This is a genomic window from Thalassospira sp. (assembly GCF_048059015.1).
GTDB lineage: Bacteria > Pseudomonadota > Alphaproteobacteria > Rhodospirillales > Thalassospiraceae > Thalassospira.
The window spans coordinates 1-19,955 of sequence record NZ_JBLLNT010000014.1; the positions used below are offsets into that span (position 1 = coordinate 1).

The window sequence follows — 19,955 nt, forward strand, 5'->3', positions numbered from 1 at the left end:
CCCACCAGGTGGTCATTTCATCGATGAAGGAAAGCTTGTGGGCAAACTTCTCGTTAATTGCCGGATCGGGTTCATCCCCGCCTGCCGGAATATAGAAGTTATGCAGTTCGACACCGTTTTCGAATTTCGCCATGCAGTGACGACGATCTTCTTTGCCGCAGAAATGCTTGATGTCGGTTTCGACAAACGGCAGGCGCGATACAATCGCCACACCGTTATAGCTTTTCATGCCGTGGTTATGGCGATGGACATATCCCGCCGCCTCAAAGGCATCATGCGGGAAATGCTCGTCCGGGCATTTCAGTTCCTGCAAGCACAATGCATCGGGCTGCTGATCTTCCAGGAACTTGACGACCTGCTCTATCCGGAGGCGAACGGAATTGATGTTCCAGCTTACAATCTTCAAAACGGGCTCCGTTTTCATTTCATTGGGGATGGGCTCCTGACCCGCAACCCCTTCGTTATTTCAACGTCACCGACAGTTCCGCGACATCAGCGATTTCAAGATCCATGCGATCACCACGCACCACCTGACCAACACCTTCGGGCGTTCCGGTAAACAGAAGATCACCGGCTTTAAGCTCAATCAGGGTGGATAGATGCACCAGCGCATCAATGACCGGCCAGATCATCTTGGCGGTCGTGTCATTTTGGCGTGCAGTACCATTGACCGACAGCTTCAGGTTGGTCGCATGCGGGTTGCCTGCATCGGCCTTGACCTTGATCGGAGAAATAACCGCACAACCGTCAAAGGACTTCGCCATATCCCATGGCAGACGGCGTTCTTTCAGGTCGGCCTGAACATCGCGGCGTGTCATATCAAGACCGGCGGCATAGCCAAAGATGGCGTCTTCAACCGCGGCACGATCCAGATCCTTGCCGCCCTTGGACAGGGCGACGACAAGCTCACCCTCGTAATGAAGGTCTTCAGTCGCGGACGGATACGGCAAATCGCCATTACCAACAATCAGGCAATCGGTTGGCTTCATGAATACGCATGGCGGCGTATCAGACGGATCAGAACCCATTTCGCGAACATGATCGGCATAGTTCTTGCCGATGCAGAAAATGCGGTTAACCGGGAAAACATCATCGGAATTTTGAACCGGAATGGTCGTCGGTTCGGGCGCGGCGAAGATCAAACTCATCATGACCCCTTGTTCGTCATTCATGCTGTGCAACAGTCATACCCAAGCATTGGGCGAATTGAAACGCCCAATGCTCGTTTACGCTGCTCTACTGTCAGGAATTGTCAGGAGGTCGTCGGGAGGTTAAAAGCCTGAAACAGCACACTAGGCTTAATACAGGATCATCCGCTTGAAGCTGGCTTTGGCACTTTCGACCTTGTCCGCGTCCAGAAACGCCGGGACCATTGCGGTCAGAATTTTTGCTTTACCAGATGACGTAACATGCAGGTGATACCGTTGGCCCTGTTCGATCGTGACATAGTCGTCGCGAAAATCGACGCGCTGCCCATCGACTTCAAAGATGTCGACGGTCCCGTTCCGGACAAAAACAAGCTCTTCGGCATGCAGGTTCTGAATGCCCGAGACAACGCACGGGCCACAAAGAACCATTTCGCGCACCTTCACCAATGATGCACTGTCACCATCGATGGACTTGTTGACAATATTTACCGCACGGGACGCGGATTTACGGGCAGTCATGGCTGGTTCTCTCCACACAAGCCAACATCACTTGTGCTGGAAAATGCCCGTAAGCCCGAACTCCCGCCATCCGCATATGGGGAGTATAAAATGGCGGGTAAAACAAAGGGCGACACATGATGTGCCGCCCTGTGATGCTTCTTCTCTCTAAAAGGCCCCGAAGACCTAGAGCAAACCTTCGATCACGCGATCTGGCGGGGTATGCCCGTCAACAAAGGTCTTGATATTGATCAGGACCTTTTCGCCCATATCAACGCGGCCTTCAATGGTTGCCGATCCCATATGCGGCAGCAAAACAGCGTTTTGCAGCTCCAACAGTTTCGGGTTCACGGCAGGTTCATGTTCAAACACGTCAAGACCCGCACCGGCGATCTCGCCATCGGCCAGCATGCGTGTCAGGGCCGGTTCATCAACAATCTCGCCACGTGCGGTGTTCACCAGAATGGCGTGCGGCTGCATCAGCTTCAGACGACGGGCCGACAGCAGATGATAGGTCGCAGGCGTATGCGGGCAGTTCACCGAAACCACATCCACATGGGCCAGCATCTGATCAAGGCTTTCCCAATAAGTGGCATCCAGTTCTTCTTCGATCTCGGGATGCACGCGGCGACGGTTATGGTAATGCACCGACAGGCCAAAGCCCTTTGCACGGCGCGCAAGCGCACGACCAATGCGGCCCATACCGACGATGCCAAGACGCTTGCCCCAGATGCGATGACCCAACATCAATGTTGGGCCCCAACCGGCCCAGTCACCTTTACGGATCAGGCGTTCACCTTCGGCCAGGCGGCGTGAAACTGACAGAATCAGCGCCATAGTCATATCGGCGGTGTCTTCGGTCAGGACATCGGGGGTGTTGGTGACCGTGATGCCACGCGACCGCGCGGTTTGCAGGTCCACATGGTCAACACCAGTGCCAAAGTTGGCAATCAGACGCAGGTTCGGACCGGCATGGGCCAATACAGCCGCGTCGATCTTGTCCGTCACGGTGGGCACAAGAACGTCGGCTTCCTTGACCGCATCAATCAGCTCCGACTTGCTCATGGCCGCATCGTCGATATTCAGACGTGCGTCGAACAGTTCCATCATGCGGGTTTCAATCGCTTCCGGCAATTTCCGGGTCACGACGACAAGCGGTTTTTTCTTGGTCATGTGCCGTTCCTATGCGGTCTTTTAACTCTTTTTCTGACAAAATATGGCGGCACAGGTTTTTGTGCCCTGCCGCAATGCAGTGATGCCACGCCGAAAGGTACAAAAGCAAGGATTTTGACGCAGTTTTTGTAATTTTATTTCGCATGCGCGAATTATTATAAAGGCAGCTCAGACGGAATAATCGAAGGAATACCAATAAGATGCCGCAGATTTTGCGCACATTTCTGTACCGCTTCGTGGCTTTGGCCATTCTTGGCAGCCTGACGACCCCGATTGTCGCCAGCGCACAAGAATCCGGCCTGCCAATTCCGCGCTTTGTCGCACTGCGGTCAGATAAGGTCTTTTTGCGCTCTGGCCCTGGCCTTCGATATCCCAAAGTCTGGATCTATCACCGCCGCAATATGCCGATGGAAGTCGTGTCAGAATTTGATACCTGGCGCAAAGTACGCGACTGGGAAGGCAGCGAAGGTTGGGTTCACCAGAGTTTTTTGGTCGGCTCACGCCATGTGATTGTCACGGACGACACCATCACGCTTTATTCCGCCGCCGATGAAAACGCGCGCAAGATCGCCATGGTATCGGCCAGTGTGATTGGCCGCATTGAAGATTGCCCGGTCAATATCAACTGGTGCCAATTGCAGTTTGGTGATTTCGAAGGCTGGGCGCCCCGACATGGTTTCTGGGGTGTCTATGAGGGCGAAAATATTGAGGGCTAAGCGCCTTCGCCTTAAACCCCGCCCACAATCACACAACCACCCTGCACAGCCCGTGCATCGCTATCCGTAAAACTAAAATCTACCTTCGGGAAATCAGGCGGCGGCCTTAGGCTTCCACGGAAACGCGGGTTGCCTGTCGGTCTGCCCCGCCGCCACCGTTACTGCCGCCAGACGTGCCGTTACCACCACTGTCATAGCCACCAAAGGACGGGGTGCTGAATGGCTGGCCACTACCGCCGGTGCCGCTGCCAATCGTCGTGCCAAAGAAGTCATCGCCATAGCTTGAACCGTATCCGTCATCTTCGTCCGCATTCGGATCAAAGACAGGCCTGTCATTCTGCTCAAGAAACGGATCAGGCCGCGGTTCAGGCAGGCTAAAGCCACCGACCGAAACAGTCTGACTGGCAAGTTGGGACGAAATATCGCCAAGATAAGCCTGCAGATTTTCGGTAATGCTGGCTTGTGTCGCCTCGCGGCTTGAGCTTTCCGACGCGGCCAGTTGCGCCTGCAGGATGTTTTCACCTGCAACCTGGGAAACGCGGTTCTGTTCACTTGCGGTGCTGAGGCTACCCTGATTGGCGGCAAGTGCGATTTCACGATCGCGGAGCGCACCTTGCGCCTCGTCAACCAATGCACGGGCATCTGCCACACCGGCGTCATCAGAAAGATCAATCGATGAAAGCCCGGTCGCAAGATCCTCGGACGAGGAAGCATAAAGATCGACATCAAGTCGGTTGGATGACGATGTTCCCGACCCGACTTGCAGCGTAATCGTTTGATCCTGATCGAGCAGGTTTTGGCCATCAAAGGTACTGTTGGCAGCGATATCGTCGATCTCGGTCAGGAAATCTTCAATCTGCGCATTTAGTTGCGCACGCTGCTGACGGGAGAGGTCGGTGGTGTTTTCCGCAGTTTCGACCAGCGCATCGATTTCATCAAGCGCATCACCGATGCGCGAAAGGTCACTGGACGCTTGGCTAAGAAGATCACTGGCACTGCCAAGCGAACCACGAAGCTGTTCGCTGGTGTAACTTGCCGCGCGAAGCGAGTTGGTACTGCGGTCATTTGCCTGTGCATCGGTGGAAAACTGGCTGGAATCAGACGCAATCAACCTGTTCTGCGGTGCGATTGCACGCGCAGTGTTGGTGTAGATTGTTAGCTGACTGGCCAGAGGCTCCATGTCTTTTCCGCACAAACAAGCCGGCTAACAGCTACATGCTGAACAGGCAAAGAGTTTGGAATCATTCAAAATCTTTGCCGACCTGACCATCCTGGTGTCCGGCGGAAATACCAGACAGTAGTATAGTTTACTGAATTAGAAATATTAAGCCCAAATACGCAATCAGGGCGCGATATCACGCAAATGTGCCCAATCTGGGCGCAAATTATGCTTTCATCATCTTCAAAAACGGTAAAACCCGTTTCGAATTCGGGATGTTACGATTTGGTGGTTCGCCGCAGTACCGCAAACAATTCCAGATGCGATGACCACAGGAATTGATCGACCGGGATGACCTTTTCGATCTCATAACCGCCGTTGCGCAAGACTTGCATATCACGGGTAAAGGTCGCCGGATTACATGACACAGCCAAAATCCATTCCGGACCATCCACCGCAAGGGCTTCGGACTGTGCCAGCGCGCCTGCGCGCGGCGGATCGAATACGACCAGATCAAAACCGGAAAGCTCAGATCCGCCAAGTGGCTGACGGAACAGGTCGCGCTTGATCACTTTGATCGGGCTGCCCGACTGACCAACTGCATATTGCAAAAGCTCAACCGCGCGCGGATCACTTTCCGCAGCAGTCACTGACCGGCGTTTACCCGACAGAGCCAAGGCAAAGGTGAAGCTTCCAACACCACAAAACAGATCAGCCACATGCTTTGGCGCGATTTCGGCCAGTGCATCCTTAACCGCATTGACCAGCGCCTGTTCGCCTTCATGCGTTGCCTGCAGGAACCCCCCCGGTGCGACCGGCACATCAATGCCCTCAAAGCTGACAAGCGGTGTATGGCGCGCCGCGACCGGTTCATCGGCGCGGTCCCCGGTTTTCCAGCTAAGCCGCGCGATGTTATTGGCATCGGCGAAAACTGCCAGATCCTGACGCATATCAAGATCGGGGTCCTGACTTGCATGGATCACGACATCAAGACCGTTATTGGCAAGGGTAACGAAGACTTCCTTGATATTGCGCGCATGATCTGCCGGACAGGCCGTCAGGAACACAACGAATGCCGCGCGGAACGTCATCAGTTCCGGGCGCAACACCGCACAATCGGGCACGTTCAAAACCGTATGGCTGAAACGGCCGTTGAAGCCAACAAACACGCCCGTTGCCCCGACATGCACTGAAAATCCAGCGCGACGGCGGCTTGCCGGTGGCGAGATTTCAACATCCCCCACCAGATGTTCGGCGTCTTCGGGATCAATCCCGGCACGCTGTACCGCGACCTTGGCCTTGTCACGTTTCCAGTTGCGGTAATCCTGATCATCCATGTGCTGAAGCGCGCAACCGCCACATTCCTTGAAATGTGAACAGCGCGGCGGGTTAAACGCACCGCTGCGTTCGATTTCTTCAATCACTTCTGCGCCATAGCCATCGCCGCGCTTTTGGCGAAGGGCAACGCGAACCGTATCACCGGGCAAAACGCAATCCACATAGATCAGCACGGATTTGCCATCGGGCGCATCCACATGTGCGATCCCATCGCCACGCGCACCAATCTGTTCGATGGTTACGTCTGCTTCAAAGCCAATCAGCGGGTCACGCCGGGATGGTTGACGCTTACGTCCCCCACGGGCGCGGGGATTGCGGTGATGGTGTTTCATGAACTCTCTCTTGGGGGTGATCTTGGTCACACGAGTCCCGGCTTTTTGTTCGCGGGTGCCGGATGTCAGCCTCAGATACACCAGTTCCCGGTTTCAGAACAGGGGCCAACAAAGATTTATATGGCAACGCGCGCGCCAAATTCCGTCATTGCAATGGCTTTGCAAACCTTGGGGATGAAAATTTATGCGTAAATGAACGCGACCAACCCCTTAAAGTCGTGTAAGAATAACACCATAAAAGACCATGGGGGGTCTTTTGCGGCTGCAGAGCGCATCTAGAATTCCAATATATCCATCGGCGCACATGTGACCGATTGACGCTCGTGACGCCGAACTTGCCGACGCAGACAGGACGGGGAGACCTGAATGCGGAGTGTTTTTTGGGGGAGACATGGAAGAAGAAAATAAACCGGCCGAAGAAAACACGACCACACAGACATCCCGTCTTAAGAAGCGGGCACTGGTGGCTGGTTTTCTGACAGCTATTTTCTTTGCTTCTGTCACTTATTTCTTCTGGCAGACGGTTGAAAATAACCGTAGATCCATGCTGCTTTCGGCAGGCCAAATCACCGCAAGCGCCGTTGCCCAGCAGGTCAAACAGATCGTTTCAAGCAATCTGGCCGTGCTTGAAAGCTTTGCCGATAATTGGCAGGACGGCGCCCCCGTGGATGAGCGCGACTATCTATCTGTCGCGACCCCGCTGCAAAGCCGCTTCCCAGCCCTTCAGGCGATCAACTGGATTTCGCCAAACTACATCATTCTTTATGTCGCCCCGATCAAGGGTAACGTGCCTGCCATGGGGGCGGACCTTAAACGCCATCCGGTTGCCGGTCCTGTTCTTGATATCGCGCTTGATCAACGCCGCACGCAGATCACACCGACGCTTGAGCTTCTTCAGGGCGGACGCGGATTTGCCGCCTATAGCCCGGTTCTGGGCCGTGACGGACAAATCATTGGCGTGATCAATGGGGCGTTTCGCATCCGCTCCATGCTGGCGGCCGTCATCAATACTGAACAGGTCGAAGACTACACCGTGCGTGTTCGCGAAGGTGACACCGTTCTGTTTGAAATCCGCGGCGAAGGCGATGACGAAGAACTTCAACGCACAGTCTCGGTCGAAATCGTTGGCCGCCAATGGCAGGTCGATGTTATCGCCGACCCGAAACTGGCAACCCAGGCCACGATTAATCCTGAGCTGATCTTGCTGTTTGGGGCAGTTGCCACCGTCTTCTTCACGGTATTGGTCTTTATGCTGGCGAACCGGCAAAAGCTGTCCGCGCGCCGATCGCTGCACCACATCAATGCTGGCGACGATATCAACGATCTGGCTTTGTCGATCACAAAACTTGATGGTCATTTGAAATCGATGTCGCCGGAAACCGCAGAATTCTTTGATCTGCGCGAAGAAGATTACGGCTTCATCCGGTTTTATAATCTTGCCCCGGAATTCCAGTCAGATGGCACCGCATCACGCAGATCACAGGAAAAGATGTTGCTGGCGATCAATCGCGGTGATGAAGAACTGCGTCGCGAATGGATTGTGCGTAGTGCCGAAGGCGTTCATGTGGTGTGCAATCTGTCGATGAAACCATCGACCACCAATCCTGAATGCGTTGACATTACCCTTCATCACAACCCGGCGGCAAACGCATCGGTTAATCGTCTGCGCTATCTTGCGACCCATGATCCGCTGACCGGGCTTCCGAACCATGCCCTGTTTGAGGATCGCCTTAATCAGGCCGTGGCACACGCCAAACGCTATGAAAAGCTTCTGTCGGTGCTTGTCGTCGATATCGATAACTTCCGGGCGATCAATGATCGCTTTGGCGCTGATATCGGCGATGAGACCCTTCGCACCATATCAGGTCGCCTGCGCGCCACCGTGCGCGAAAAGGACACCTGTGCGCGGTTCTCGGGCGATATGTTTGCCATCATCGCAACCGACCTGTCGGAGGCTGAGGGTGCTGCCCTTGTCGCCGAACGTGTGGTCGAAGCCATGTCCCAACCGATCCAGACAGCAACCGGCGAAGAAATCCGCCTGCATGTCAGTGTCGGTGTTGCCCTTTATCCAAACGATGCGCGCGCGCCATCCCAGCTTCTGGCAAACGCCGATGCGGCCATGTATCGCGCGCAAAAATCAGCTGAGTTGTCTTATTGCTTCTTCGTTGAGACGATGAACAACGTGATGCATGCGCGTCTTTCGATGGAAACGCAGCTGCGCCGTGCGGTCGATGAAAAACGCTTTGTTCTGGAATATCAGCCGCGCTATCGCACCTCTGATCGCACGCTTACCGGGTTTGAAGCGCTTCTGCGCTGGATCGATGACAGCGGCAAACGCCGCCTGCCGCCGGACTTCATCGCGGTTGCCGATCGTACCGGCCTTCTTTCCCCGCTTGGCCACTGGATCATTGAAACGGTCTGTAAGCAGGTCGCGGAATGGCGTCGTCAGGGATACGTTCCGGTTCCAATCGCACTCAACGTTTCAAGCCGCCAGTTCATTCAGGCCGATCTGATCAAGAACATCATCGATCTGACCGCCGAACATGAAATTGACGCGGCCATGATCGAAATCGAAGTGTCCGAGGAAATCGCCATGCGCGAACCTGAACGTGCACTTGGTCAATTCTATCGCTTCTCGGAAGCTGGCATTGGCTTGACGCTTGATCACTTTGCTGCGGGCAATACATCGCTTCGTTACCTGAAACGCTTCCCGGTTCAGCGCATCAAGATGTCGAAATCGCTGTTTAACGTCGCACTCGATGAACAGCCGGAAAACAGCATCCTGCAGCCCGCCATCCGGCTATGCAAAAGCTTGAACCGCAAAGTGGTTGCTGTGGGTGTTGAAACAGAAGAACAACTTGCCGCCCTTCAGGCCGCAGATTGCGATGAAATTCAGGGCTTCTTGCTGTCCCCACCGCGTGACGCGATGGATACCTACGAATTGCTGCTTCAGCAGTCCGGCAATGATCGCAAGAAGGTCACGAAAAGCAAATCGGAAGACCAGAAATCCGGTTAAGTTCCAAGCAACACCGATCAAAAACAAAGCCCCGACCATCTTATGGTTCGGGGCTTTTCATTTGGATGAATGGATCGCTAAAGCAAGAAGGCCGCGGCCAATCCAAGGAAGGCAAAGAAGCCAACAACATCCGTGATCGTGGTCAGGAAGACGGATGACGAGACAGCCGGGTCAATGCCCGCACGCTCAAGCCCAAGCGGGATCAGCGCGCCAAACAACCCGGCAAACAGCAAGTTAATGATCATGGCAATGCCTATGACGCTGCCCAGCATCAGATCATCAAACCAGAACCAGGTCACAGCCCCCGACAAAATGGCAAACGCCAACCCGTTAAGGCCACACACCGCAACTTCCTTGCGGATAACGCGCCAAGCATTGGCACTGGTCAGCTCACGCGTGGCAATCGCGCGCACGGCAACGGTCAGGGTCTGTGTGCCCGCATTCCCGCCCATGGAGGCAACAATTGGCATCAGGACTGCCAAGGCAACCAGCTTTTCAATTGTGCCTTCAAACAGTCCGATCACCATGGATGCCATGATCGCGGTGCCAAGATTGACCAGAAGCCACGTAAAGCGCGATCGCGTGGTATCAAGGATGGCACTTGAAAGGTCATCCTCCTCGCCAACACCGGCAAGGCGCATCATGTCTTCTTCATATTCCTCATCGATAACGTCAACGACGTCATCGACCGTGATCACACCAACCAGTCGGCCGCTATCATCAACAACCGGTGCGGAAATAAGGTCGCGCTGACGGAAAATATGCGCGACATTTTCCTGCTCCTCGGTCACGACGACCGTGCGCATTTCATCAGATTCCATCACGTCACGCACCAGAACCGGGCGGTTGGTGCGGATCACACGTGACAGTGGCACTATGCCGACCGGGCTATAGCGCGGATCAACGACAATGATGTCATAGAAATCATCCGGCAGGCTCTTGGCCGAACGCAGGAAATCAATTGTCTGACCAACCGACCAGTAATCCGGGATCGCCACCAGCTCGCGCTGCATGATACGACCGGCGGTATATTCCGGATAGGAAAGTGCTTCTTCAACACGCGCACGTTCAATATCGGAAAGTGCACCCAGAAGTTCGCGTTGTTCTTCCTCGTCAAAATCTTCAATGACTTCGACAACGTCATCCGAATCAAGTTCCGTGATCGCCTCGGCAACGACTTCGGTGCCCAGAAGGCCAATGACCTCTTCGCGAAGTTCGTCATCAAGTTCGGTCAGGAATTCCGGATCAAAGTCCGGACGGATCAGTTCGACAAGCTGTTCACGCTGATTGGAACTTGCCCAACCCAGCAAGTCGGCGATATCGGCAAAGTGCAGCTCGCCCAGCAATTCCGATGCGGTATTACTGTCGTCTTCGCCCAGCGCGTCAAAGATTTCGCGGGCATATTCAGGTGTCAGATCGACATATTCATCGCCGGAGGATGTTTCCGCCGGACGGTCGAGTTCTTCAACCTGACCTGTCATCTGCCGCTCCCTGAATTGTGTGCCGTATTTAATGCCCTGACTCGAAAACGCCGTGCCGGGAATTTCGTGATCCATCCCCGGCACGGCTGTTTCTGCGCTATCGCATTGCCCCGGTCAAGGGCGCGATAGAAAATTGGTCTACTGACCTTCCTGGCTACGCGTTACCGCATCGACAACGGCAATTGCCGTCATATTGACGATACCGCGCACGGTGATGGACGGGCTGACCACGTGGGCCGACTTCGCCGCACCAACCAGAATCGGACCAACCGGCAAACCATCACCCAACATCTTTACAAGGTTGTAGGAAATGTTGGCTGCATCAAGGGTCGGCATCACCAGAAGGTTGGCCGAACCATTGAGCATTGAATGCGGGAAAATACGATCACGGATCGGCTGCGAAATCGCTGCATCGGCATGCATTTCACCCTCGACCTCAAGATCAGGTGCCTGCGTTCTGATGAGCTGAAGCGCGTCACGCATTTTGCAGGCCGACTTGTTTTCGTGGCTGCCGAAGTTCGAATGCGAAATCAGCGCAGCCTTTGGCGTGATACCAAAACGCTTCACAACGTCGGCTGCCATGATCGCGGTTTCCGCAACATGTTCCGGGGTCGGGTCGACTGACACATAGGTATCGGTCAGGAAGAACGTTCCCTGCTTCATGATCATCATGTTGACCGTCGAGAAGTCGGTCACACCTTTGCGCAGGCCCACTAGGTTACGGACATAGCGCAGATGACGCAGGAAACCACCCTGGCAACCACACAGCATCGCATCGACTTCACCACGACGCAGCATCAGGGCCGCGATCACGGTCGGACGGGTACGCACGATGGAGCGGGCATATTCCGGGTTGATCCCGCGACGCCCCATGATGTTGTGGAAGTCCTGCCAATCCTGTTCGAAATGCGGATTGTCGTCCGGATCGTGAATTTCGATCTGCTCGTCGGGAATGATGCGCAGGCCAAGCTCGGCAATCCGTTCAAGGATAACTTCACGACGGCCAATCAGAACCGGCTGGCAAACACCATCATCGACAAGCACCTGACAGGCCTGCAGAACACGACGCGATTCGCCTTCGGGATAAACAACGCGTTTCTTGTGTGCGCGCGCCATATCAAAGACCGGCTTCATCACCATGCCAGAGCGGAAGACAAAGCCTTCAAGCTGCTGGCGGTAATCGGCAAAATCCTCAATCGGGCGTTTGGCAACACCACTATCCATCGCAGCCTTTGCCACGCGCGGCGGAATTTCAAGCATCAGGCGCGGATCAAACGGCTTCGGGATAAGGTATTCCGGACCGAATTTAAGTTCCTCCCCGCCATAGGCGGTCGCAACCACGTCCGATACTTCGGCCGTTGCCAGATCGGCAATTGCTTCGACCGCGGCGATCTTCATTTCCTCGTTGATCTCGGTCGCACCAACATCAAGTGCGCCACGGAACAGGAACGGGAAGCAAAGAACGTTGTTCACCTGGTTCGGGTAATCGGTACGACCGGTTGCCATAACCGCGTCCGGACGCACTTCTTTGACCAGTTCCGGGAAACTTCCGGCGTCGGGTTTGCCAGCGCCATAATGATCGGGCGTTCGCCCATCTTGCGCAGCTCATCCTCGCCCATCACGTTTGGCGCGGAAAGACCAAGGAAGATGTCAGCACCTTCGATAACATCACTTAGGGTACGGGCATTGGTTTCAATGGCATATTCCGCTTTCCACGGATCCATTTCCTCTGCACGGCCCTTATAGACCACGCCAAAGCGGTCCGTGACGGTGATGTTGTGCTTGGGCAAACCCATCGACACCAGAAGGTTCAAGCACGCCAGTGCTGCGGCACCAGCACCCGATGCGACAAGACGGACCTTCTCGATATCCTTGCCGGTTACGCGCAGGCCATTAAGGACGGCTGCGGCGACGCAAATCGCGGTTCCGTGCTGGTCATCATGGAAAATCGGAATATTGCAACGTTCGCGCAATGCCTTCTCGATGATGAAGCATTCCGGCGCCTTAATGTCTTCTAGGTTAACACCTCCGAAGGTCGGCTCAAGTGCGGCTACAATATCGATGAATTTCTGCGGGTCGGTTTCGGCAACTTCGAGGTCGAAGACATCGATATTGGCGAACTTCTTGAACAGAACCGCTTTACCTTCCATCACCGGCTTGGATGCCAGCGGGCCAATCGGGCCAAGACCAAGAACAGCAGTGCCGTTGGAAATAACCCCGACAAGGTTGCCGCGCGCGGTAAATTCTGCGGCCGTGTCAGGGTTTTTGACGATCTCTTCACAGGCGAACGCAACACCTGGCGAATAGGCCAGCGCAAGGTCACGCTGGTTTGCAAGGGTAGTGGTTGCCGTTACGGACAATTTCCCCGGGTGGGATACCGGTGGTAATCCAAAGCTGCTTCGCGCAGCTTGTCATTTCTATTTGCCATTATAATACCTTTTAATTTCAGGTATTTACATAAATTAACCGATTATCGGTTAAATCCTGATAATTCTTTCTTGTGGGAGATTTAAACTAAATCAGTTTTCCCCACGTTTGAAGCATTCAGTGCAACACTCTGCCAAAGGGCTGCATTGCATAATTTTCAACGCGGCACTGCACAATAAATCAATCGCTTGTACCGCAACCGCGTCCCATCCCATGCCAGCGCATCTATTGCCGCATGCAGACCATTGTAGGGGATATATGGGGAAGGTCCAGAAACGAAAAAACCCGCCATTTCTGGCGGGCTCTTTTCTTTCGGGAATCTCAGATTGCCTGACCTGCAATCGAAACCCCGGAAACAAAAAAGCCCCCTCTTGAAAAGAGGAGGCGTTTTTGGTGCGGTCGAGAAGACTCGAACTTCCACGGGGGTTAGCCCACAGCGACCTCAACGCTGCGCGTCTACCAATTCCGCCACGACCGCATATTGTCTGCAGCAAAGCCCGTGAGGTTTCGAAGTGGGCTTGCCTTGGCGCGGAAAGGGAGATAGCAAATTGATTACCCCTGATCAAGGGCTCATTTCACTTAATTTCATTTATTTGTCAGGAAAAATGCAAAGTCACGCCCCCACCGCGCAAATCCCCGAGTGGCGCACCACCTCCGAGTTGGTTTCTTACCCCGAAGCCCTTGCAGAAATGGAAGCCCGCGCAGAGGCCATTCACCTGGGCGAAGCCAATGAACTTGTTTGGTTTCTTGAACATCCGCCGCTCTACACAGCGGGCACAAGCGCGCATAAAGAAGATTTGGTCGATCCGGATCGATTTCCTGTCTATGACGCGGGACGTGGCGGCCAATATACCTATCACGGACCGGGTCAGCGCACGGTTTACCTGATGCTCGACCTAAAGAATTGCGGTCGCGACGTGCGTGCATACGTTCATAACCTCGAAGAATGGGTGATTCGCACGCTCGCCCTGCTGGGTATTACGGGCGAACGCCGCGATGGCCGTGTCGGCATCTGGGTCGTGCGTGAAGATGGCCGCGAAGACAAGATTTCCGCCATTGGCGTGCGTGTGCGCCGTTGGGTGACCTTCCATGGAATTGCGATTAATGTCGCACCCGACCTTGGCCATTTCGGTGGAATTGTTCCATGCGGAATTGCCGAGCACGGTGTAACCAGCCTGAAAGACCTTGGGGTCGATATTTCTATGGAAGAGCTCGATCGCCTGTTAAAACAGACGTTTAGTGAAATCTTTCCTGGATAAGGTGAATGAGCGACAAGTCGCACCCAGCATCAGACACGGCAACACCTGCCAAAAGCAACGCACAGAGCCACAAGATGCCTGAAAGCGTTGCTGAGGGTGGGATGGCTGATGCTGAGCGCGACATTCTGGCAGAGCTTGAAAAGGCACTTAGCGAGCATATCGCCCTTCTGCTGCGCTGGAACCGGCAGCTTATGCTGCCCGATTCTCCGATGCCGTCCGAAATGGATGAGGACGAGCATGAATGCGATTTCGGCGCTTGGTATGCCCTTAATCGGCACAATCGCCTGATTGATCAGCCTGCCATGCATGCGCTGGCGCAAACGCATAAACAATTACACGATTTGGCAAAGCGACTTTTAAGTGCGCGCGAAATTGACGGCGAAATCGATTCGGCCGAGTTCGACATGATGGCCCTTCGTGCCGAATCGTTCTTTGCCCAATTGCGTCGCCTTGAACGCGCATTTCGCACCGCACGGTCCGATGTCGATCCGCTGACGGGCACCTATAACCGTCAAACCATGATGGGGGATCTAAACTCGGAACGTGAACGTGCAATCCGTACGGAGGTTCCGACGGCTGTTGCGCTGGTTGACCTTGATCACTTTAAATCGGTTAACGACACTTATGGCCATCAAGCAGGCGACATTGTCCTGCAATCGGTTGCCGGCATCCTGCAATCGCATGTCCGCCCGTTTGATAAGGTCTATCGATATGGCGGGGAAGAATTCCTGATCTGTCTGCCCAATGCGGATATGAAACAATGCGCACGCGTTCTTGAACGTCTGCGCCGCGTGATCGAGGCATCCCCCGTTGCGATCAGTGACGACAAGATACTGCCCGTCACGGCATCCATCGGTGCCGCACCGATGACCAAAAGCCGCACGGTCGAACAGATCATTGAAAAAGCCGACCGTGCCCTTTACGCGGCAAAGGAAGGCGGTCGTAACCGCGTGCGCGTCTGGCGTGCGCCCGATACCAAACCCGCCTCCAAATCGAAAAAACAGGCGTCTGACGACTAATTCGGTTCGGAATTGGCATATGCCGTCAGGTTCACTGTTTCCAGCATCCTTAGACTAAAGAAATAGGCGTGATTTTTCGCAATTGCCGATCTGCGGTTAAGCGCCAAAATTTATACGTATGATCAGGGTGATAGCGGCAATTTGTGGCCCCGTTCACTTCAAAGATCAAAAAATTCTACTTAAGCGCAATCTTGTCTTCACAAGTTGGAAACATATCTGCAAACTATAATAATAAAAGGCAGCAGGGCCTGTGCCACTGGCAAGGCCGAGAGAGACAATAGCTGCCGACTTGGGAGGGAATTCGTTTCTATCTGAACGGAGGCCCAAAGATGTCCAGTTCAATGGATTTCGCGCCTGGCGAACCAGCCTTGATGCTGACCGTGCTTCGCAGTGCCGAAGCCAACCTCGACCGCAGCATGTTGCTGCGCCGCGTTCTATCCCTTTTCTGTACAGATGATGACGGCAATCAGGTTGCCATCGAAGACAGTCCTGATTTGCAGCGCCGGATCGACACCGCCATTGCAAACCTGCAGCTGGCTGGCCTGATCCGCATGACCGCTGGCGACGAACTTTCCATCACGTCCCTTGGAACGGCCATGATGATGGCTTACCCGCTGGGCATTGATGATGGTGTGCTTTGCTCGCTCCCTGCGTTCCGCAACAGCGTCTATGAAACCAATGCACCGGTGGTGCATGAACGTCATCTGCCCAATTCGGCATATGGTTCGGGTTTCTCGGCTGGTCTGGATGCCCATCGCCTGACAGAAAATCCCTACCCGTCTGATTTGCGCGATCATGAAGACTGGTTGATGGGATGGGATGAGGCCCTTGATCAAAGCAAGCGTGAGGCAGAAACGCTTCTGAACTGATCCTCGCACGGCCAGTCGCTTGTGAGCAAAGACTTGCGAACAGCACCGGTTCGATGACGCGTTCATGGTGCTGCGATTTGAATTCCCGGCCAAGATGCCGGCGTGCCGTGCACAACATGCTGCAACGGACTATTCTTGCCCGTGTGACCCACAGTGATGGCATCAAGCCCCTGTCACCTCAGGCCAGACGCGGGTGACGGCCTTCTATCCCCTGCTCCCTCGCGCCCAACTGTCAAACATCTCCAACGCGATCACGCACAGGGAAATGGTGCGCAGCGTCCCGCTTATTCCCGCCAGTTCGGTTTCCATGTAGAATGGTCAACATTCTCGCATGTCCAAACTGCGATGCATCAAGCTTTCTGGAACAATCGAGGTTGTTGTCTTGGTACGCCCCGCCCACCACAAAGCCAGACAGATTGCGTCCATGCTGGCGCTTATTGGGTCATTGACTGTGGCACTGACAACACCTGCATATCCGCAAGACCAGGGACTTCACAACAGTACAAAGACTTTTGCTGCGCCAGAAGATCTGTCATGGAAAGACTGGGATGACCCGACCGAGTTGGAACGCACATGGCAAGCTGCCATCGTCCGCATGCCAATCAATGATGGTCAATCAAAGCAAGTCACCGCCTCTGAACTCGCAACCCTGTCGGCAACTCAAATCGGCAAACTCCCGACCGTCATTTATCTACATGGATGTAGCGGCATCTGGCCGGGGACCCACACCCGCATCAAGTTTCTCGCCGACAATGGCTTTCTTGTTATCGCCCCTGCCAGCATGGCCCGCAAAACCTATCCCCGGTCCTGCAATGTCGAAACGCGCGAAGGCGGGTTGTTTCGAGGTACGCTGGTATTGCGCAAGAATGACGCAGGATACGCCATCGAAAAAGCGCGTACGATCCCGCTCGTTGACAGCAAAAACATGATCCTGATGGGATTTAGCGAAGGAGCGCTGGCAACAGTTACATTCGAAGCCCAAAACCCGCGCCAAACGGTTCGCGCCCGGATCGCAGAGGGTTGGACGTGCCACACACCATGGCCAGAAGATCGCGGTGTAAATGCCCCACCAAGTGAACCGGTCTTGACGCTACTTGGCGTCAATGATCCCTGGCATCAAAACCGCTGGACCGCAGGCAATTGTCAGGAATTTCTAAATCCCGACAATGGCAGCAAATCAATCATTTATCGCTCGGGCAAGATTGCTGATCAGCATGGTCTTCTGGAATTCAGCTCCGCCCAAAACGACATTCTGTCATTTCTGAAACAACATCTGGGCAATTAAAGCCAGTGCGATGATTGGGCTAGGTGTCAGTCGCGCGGCGTAACGTCGATCGAGAAAATCGGAACGACGTTATCATCCTGCTCTGTGGTGCTGGTGTCGTCAGGCACCTTGTCTTTGGGGGAGGCTACGGGGTTTGCGGCATCATCACGCTTATGCCCGTCATGCAGCTTCTCAGCGCTTTTGCGCTCCAGGTCCGTAACAACGCGTTCGTTACGTGTTCGACCATGCAGGATGCGGTTTTGATCCGCCTTTTTGGCCTTCTCATCACGCTCTTTACGTTTGCGTGCCTGTCGCAGATTGACGAGATCACCCATAGCATTCTTCTTTTTTTTGCCACACCCAGTCGATCCGCTTGGACCTTCTATCTTATCTGGTTTGACAGTGGACAAAAAACAAGCGGGCGCTTCGATATCCCGAAGCACCCGCCATAGCCGTTCTTAAAATATGCCTTGTCCAACCGGACTTAGCGCACGAAGACGTGCACCTCGTTGGCGGAAACTGACGCGCTGGTCGAATCAGATGCACGTACGCGCGAGCTCGGCATGCCCATATCGGTCAAAGAACGAAGGACAGCCTGTGCATTGCGCTTGGATTTGTTGGCATTCAACGCGACCTGTGCCGGGGTACCGCGATTTGGCGTTACCGCAACAACGTCAAAGCTTGCCTGCGGGCGACGTTCAAGAACGCGGTTGACTGCGTTATAAAGCGCCTGCTCGTATTTCACGCTGGCAGTGTCAAACCGGATAACCACAAGCGGGCGGTCGCTGGTTGCTGCCATGCGCGGGCTTGCCGAAGCAGGGGCTGCCTGCGACTGGAAAACGCGCTTGGAAAGTGAGTCACCGAAAATCTCGCCGTTTTTCACAGCCAATGCCAGCGCGTTAAGGTTCGCGCGCTCGGTGCTGACATAAGACGTCTGACGCGACAGGCTTTCACTGATTTCATTCAGAAGACGGTCAATCAGCACCGTGGTGCGGTTGGTTTCGTCTTCAAGCAGGGCCAGCTGACGGTGGTCTTCGTCAACAGCGCCTGAAACCTGATAGGCCGAACGGACCGACTTAAGCAGGAAGGTCGACAGCGTGCTGTCGGCAGCAACCTTGTTGGCCAGCGAGTTCAGCGCGGCAATATCGTCATTCACACGGTCGAGTTCGCCCTGTGCGGTATTCCACTGCTGCACCAGAACCGGGTTGCCCGGGGTCGTGCCAACCTGCAGACGTGCGCTGATCGCCGCAACAGTGCCGTGATAGGCCTGCGAGTGCGAAACAGTCTGTGCGCGAAGCTGTTGCAGTTCATTATTATGTTGGTTCAAAGCCGCCTTAAGACGGTTGAGCTCCTGCTGCATGTTCTCGACTTTGGAACCGACAAAGGTTCCGGTCTGAGACACTCCGGTCAGCGGCTGCGTGCTTGCAGCAACGTCGTAACGGGTGGTGGAATCAGCACCAACCGGTTCTGCCGCGACCATGTTTTGTTCGGTCGTTTCAGAGTCTCCGGCAAGTGTTGGCCACAGGGCCTCAGAAGAAAAAGAACATCCCCCCAGCATCAGGGCGGTGCCGATTACGGCAAGGTAGGTTTTACGAACGGCCATTTCGATCTATTACCTAAGTAGAAATATGCGAATCTCCCTGAGGCTTGCTTTTTTATGAGGTGAAACAAGCCCCTGCTCCCCCGGGATTGAAAGCATCTTAGTCTACGACCACTTGTGGAACAAGACGCATTTGCCCCTTTTTTGCCGAGTTTCTCCATAAGTCCGACAAACCGGACAAAGCCGGGCAAATCAGGTCGCTAGCAGTCAGCCAAACGAGTGCTCACGAAAAAATACCTTTTTTTGAAATTTACTACTTGCATTGGCCTGCTCGTTTGCATAAGTTCCGCTCCGCCGACGGGGAGCACACCCAAGCAAACCGCCGGATTACAAGGCAAAGCGCCCGTAGCTCAGCTGGATAGAGCATCTGACTACGAATCAGAAGGCCGGAGGTTCGAATCCTTCCGGGCGCGCCAGTGAAAGGCTCGACGTCACCGCGTCGAGCCTTTACCATTTACGTAAGCTTTAAGAAGCGCCCGTAGCTCAGCTGGATAGAGCATCTGACTACGAATCAGAAGGCCGGAGGTTCGAATCCTTCCGGGCGCGCCAGTCAAAGGCCCGACGTCACCGCGTCGGGCCTTTGTTGTTTCTGTCACATGCACACGGATCGGTTCCAGCGCAAGACACTCAGATCGACCGAAGCAAAGCACTCGAAC

General features: G+C 54.4%; 15 protein-coding genes, 3 tRNA genes and 1 pseudogene. 8 read left to right on the plus strand and 11 right to left on the minus strand.

Annotated features, from left to right (window positions below):
• The 4 genes from ACMZ66_RS17730 to ACMZ66_RS17745 form a co-directional block, all read right to left on the minus strand.
• Window positions 1–406 (minus strand): endonuclease/exonuclease/phosphatase family protein (locus tag ACMZ66_RS17730; protein WP_416939198.1); only part of this gene is annotated, 406 nt, incomplete at its 3' end.
• A 55-nt stretch (window positions 407–461) separates the two neighbouring features.
• Window positions 462–1,148 carry a fumarylacetoacetate hydrolase family protein gene (locus tag ACMZ66_RS17735; protein WP_416939200.1) on the minus strand — a complete coding sequence of 229 codons (687 nt, stop codon included), beginning with the start codon at window positions 1,146–1,148 and terminating at the stop codon, window positions 462–464.
• Window positions 1,149–1,298: 150 nt separating this feature from the next.
• Window positions 1,299–1,667 carry a hypothetical protein gene (locus ACMZ66_RS17740; RefSeq protein ID WP_416939202.1) on the minus strand — a complete coding sequence of 123 codons (369 nt, stop codon included), beginning with the start codon at window positions 1,665–1,667 and terminating at the stop codon, window positions 1,299–1,301.
• Between the two features lie 165 nt (window positions 1,668–1,832).
• On the minus strand, window positions 1,833–2,819 hold the full coding sequence (locus ACMZ66_RS17745) for a 2-hydroxyacid dehydrogenase (RefSeq protein WP_416939204.1): 987 nt from the start codon (window positions 2,817–2,819) through the stop codon (window positions 1,833–1,835).
• 200 nt (window positions 2,820–3,019) lie between these two features.
• Here ACMZ66_RS17745 and ACMZ66_RS17750 point away from each other — a divergent pair, with 200 nt between their 5' ends.
• The gene (locus ACMZ66_RS17750) at window positions 3,020–3,535 is read left to right on the plus strand and encodes an SH3 domain-containing protein (RefSeq protein ID WP_416939206.1); all 516 of its coding nucleotides are present in this window, start codon (window positions 3,020–3,022) and stop codon (window positions 3,533–3,535) included.
• Between the two features lie 106 nt (window positions 3,536–3,641).
• Here the strand turns inward: ACMZ66_RS17750 and ACMZ66_RS17755 are convergent, their stop codons facing one another.
• Window positions 3,642–4,715, minus strand: coding sequence for a hypothetical protein (locus tag ACMZ66_RS17755; protein ID WP_416939208.1), 1,074 nt, complete (start codon window positions 4,713–4,715; stop codon window positions 3,642–3,644).
• A 257-nt stretch (window positions 4,716–4,972) separates the two neighbouring features.
• A complete protein-coding gene (locus ACMZ66_RS17760; RefSeq protein ID WP_416939210.1) occupies window positions 4,973–6,364 on the minus strand; it encodes a class I SAM-dependent RNA methyltransferase in 1,392 nt (463 codons plus the stop codon).
• Between the two features lie 391 nt (window positions 6,365–6,755).
• On the opposite strand from ACMZ66_RS17760, the gene ACMZ66_RS17765 reads away from it, so the two are divergent.
• On the plus strand, window positions 6,756–9,380 hold the full coding sequence (locus tag ACMZ66_RS17765; protein ID WP_416939212.1) for an EAL domain-containing protein: 2,625 nt from the start codon (window positions 6,756–6,758) through the stop codon (window positions 9,378–9,380).
• Window positions 9,381–9,457: 77 nt separating this feature from the next.
• Here the strand turns inward: ACMZ66_RS17765 and mgtE are convergent, their stop codons facing one another.
• From mgtE to ACMZ66_RS17780, 3 genes and pseudogenes are all read right to left on the minus strand, one after another.
• The gene (gene mgtE / locus ACMZ66_RS17770) at window positions 9,458–10,861 is read right to left on the minus strand and encodes a magnesium transporter (protein WP_416939214.1); all 1,404 of its coding nucleotides are present in this window, start codon (window positions 10,859–10,861) and stop codon (window positions 9,458–9,460) included.
• Between the two features lie 138 nt (window positions 10,862–10,999).
• Window positions 11,000–13,289, minus strand: a pseudogene (locus tag ACMZ66_RS17775) (NADP-dependent malic enzyme).
• 390 nt (window positions 13,290–13,679) lie between these two features.
• Window positions 13,680–13,766: transfer RNA gene (locus tag ACMZ66_RS17780), tRNA-Leu, on the minus strand.
• A 127-nt stretch (window positions 13,767–13,893) separates the two neighbouring features.
• On the opposite strand from ACMZ66_RS17780, the gene lipB reads away from it, so the two are divergent.
• The 4 genes from lipB to ACMZ66_RS17800 all read left to right on the plus strand — a co-directional run bounded on the left by lipB (window position 13,894) and on the right by ACMZ66_RS17800 (window position 17,720).
• Entirely contained in the window at window positions 13,894–14,547 is a 654-nt protein-coding gene (gene lipB / locus ACMZ66_RS17785; protein WP_416939336.1) for a lipoyl(octanoyl) transferase LipB, read from the plus strand.
• Between the two features lie 5 nt (window positions 14,548–14,552).
• A complete protein-coding gene (locus ACMZ66_RS17790) occupies window positions 14,553–15,566 on the plus strand; it encodes a diguanylate cyclase (RefSeq protein ID WP_416939216.1) in 1,014 nt (337 codons plus the stop codon).
• A gap of 329 nt (window positions 15,567–15,895) precedes the next feature.
• The gene (locus ACMZ66_RS17795; protein WP_416939218.1) at window positions 15,896–16,435 is read left to right on the plus strand and encodes a hypothetical protein; all 540 of its coding nucleotides are present in this window, start codon (window positions 15,896–15,898) and stop codon (window positions 16,433–16,435) included.
• 424 nt (window positions 16,436–16,859) lie between these two features.
• Entirely contained in the window at window positions 16,860–17,720 is an 861-nt protein-coding gene (locus ACMZ66_RS17800; protein ID WP_416939220.1) for a dienelactone hydrolase family protein, read from the plus strand.
• A 26-nt stretch (window positions 17,721–17,746) separates the two neighbouring features.
• On the opposite strand, the gene ACMZ66_RS17805 is transcribed toward ACMZ66_RS17800, so the two are convergent.
• On the minus strand, window positions 17,747–18,034 hold the full coding sequence (locus ACMZ66_RS17805) for a DUF4169 family protein (RefSeq protein ID WP_416939222.1): 288 nt from the start codon (window positions 18,032–18,034) through the stop codon (window positions 17,747–17,749).
• A 149-nt stretch (window positions 18,035–18,183) separates the two neighbouring features.
• Window positions 18,184–19,302 carry a hypothetical protein gene (locus ACMZ66_RS17810; RefSeq protein ID WP_416939223.1) on the minus strand — a complete coding sequence of 373 codons (1,119 nt, stop codon included), beginning with the start codon at window positions 19,300–19,302 and terminating at the stop codon, window positions 18,184–18,186.
• 336 nt (window positions 19,303–19,638) lie between these two features.
• Here ACMZ66_RS17810 and ACMZ66_RS17815 point away from each other — a divergent pair.
• Both ACMZ66_RS17815 and ACMZ66_RS17820 read left to right on the plus strand, forming a co-directional pair.
• Window positions 19,639–19,715: transfer RNA gene (locus ACMZ66_RS17815), tRNA-Arg, on the plus strand.
• 56 nt (window positions 19,716–19,771) lie between these two features.
• Window positions 19,772–19,848 (plus strand) — tRNA-Arg (locus ACMZ66_RS17820).
• Window positions 19,849–19,955 lie beyond the last annotated feature (107 nt).

Bases quoted from the DNA above. Each gene is read 5' to 3' on its own strand.
- ACMZ66_RS17735 (WP_416939200.1), bottom strand. From the start codon at position 1,148: ATGAGTTTGATCTTCGCCGCGCCCGAACCGACGACCATTCCGGTTCAA.
- ACMZ66_RS17740 (WP_416939202.1), bottom strand. From the start codon at position 1,667: ATGACTGCCCGTAAATCCGCGTCCCGTGCGGTAAATATTGTCAACAAG.
- ACMZ66_RS17745 (WP_416939204.1), bottom strand. From the start codon at position 2,819: ATGACCAAGAAAAAACCGCTTGTCGTCGTGACCCGGAAATTGCCGGAA.
- ACMZ66_RS17750 (WP_416939206.1), top strand. From the start codon at position 3,020: ATGCCGCAGATTTTGCGCACATTTCTGTACCGCTTCGTGGCTTTGGCC.
- ACMZ66_RS17755 (WP_416939208.1), bottom strand. From the start codon at position 4,715: ATGGAGCCTCTGGCCAGTCAGCTAACAATCTACACCAACACTGCGCGT.
- ACMZ66_RS17760 (WP_416939210.1), bottom strand. From the start codon at position 6,364: ATGAAACACCATCACCGCAATCCCCGCGCCCGTGGGGGACGTAAGCGT.
- ACMZ66_RS17765 (WP_416939212.1), top strand. From the start codon at position 6,756: ATGGAAGAAGAAAATAAACCGGCCGAAGAAAACACGACCACACAGACA.
- mgtE (WP_416939214.1), bottom strand. From the start codon at position 10,861: ATGACAGGTCAGGTTGAAGAACTCGACCGTCCGGCGGAAACATCCTCC.
- lipB (WP_416939336.1), top strand. From the start codon at position 13,894: ATGCAAAGTCACGCCCCCACCGCGCAAATCCCCGAGTGGCGCACCACC.
- ACMZ66_RS17790 (WP_416939216.1), top strand. From the start codon at position 14,553: ATGAGCGACAAGTCGCACCCAGCATCAGACACGGCAACACCTGCCAAA.
- ACMZ66_RS17795 (WP_416939218.1), top strand. From the start codon at position 15,896: ATGTCCAGTTCAATGGATTTCGCGCCTGGCGAACCAGCCTTGATGCTG.
- ACMZ66_RS17800 (WP_416939220.1), top strand. From the start codon at position 16,860: ATGCTGGCGCTTATTGGGTCATTGACTGTGGCACTGACAACACCTGCA.
- ACMZ66_RS17805 (WP_416939222.1), bottom strand. From the start codon at position 18,034: ATGGGTGATCTCGTCAATCTGCGACAGGCACGCAAACGTAAAGAGCGT.
- ACMZ66_RS17810 (WP_416939223.1), bottom strand. From the start codon at position 19,302: ATGGCCGTTCGTAAAACCTACCTTGCCGTAATCGGCACCGCCCTGATG.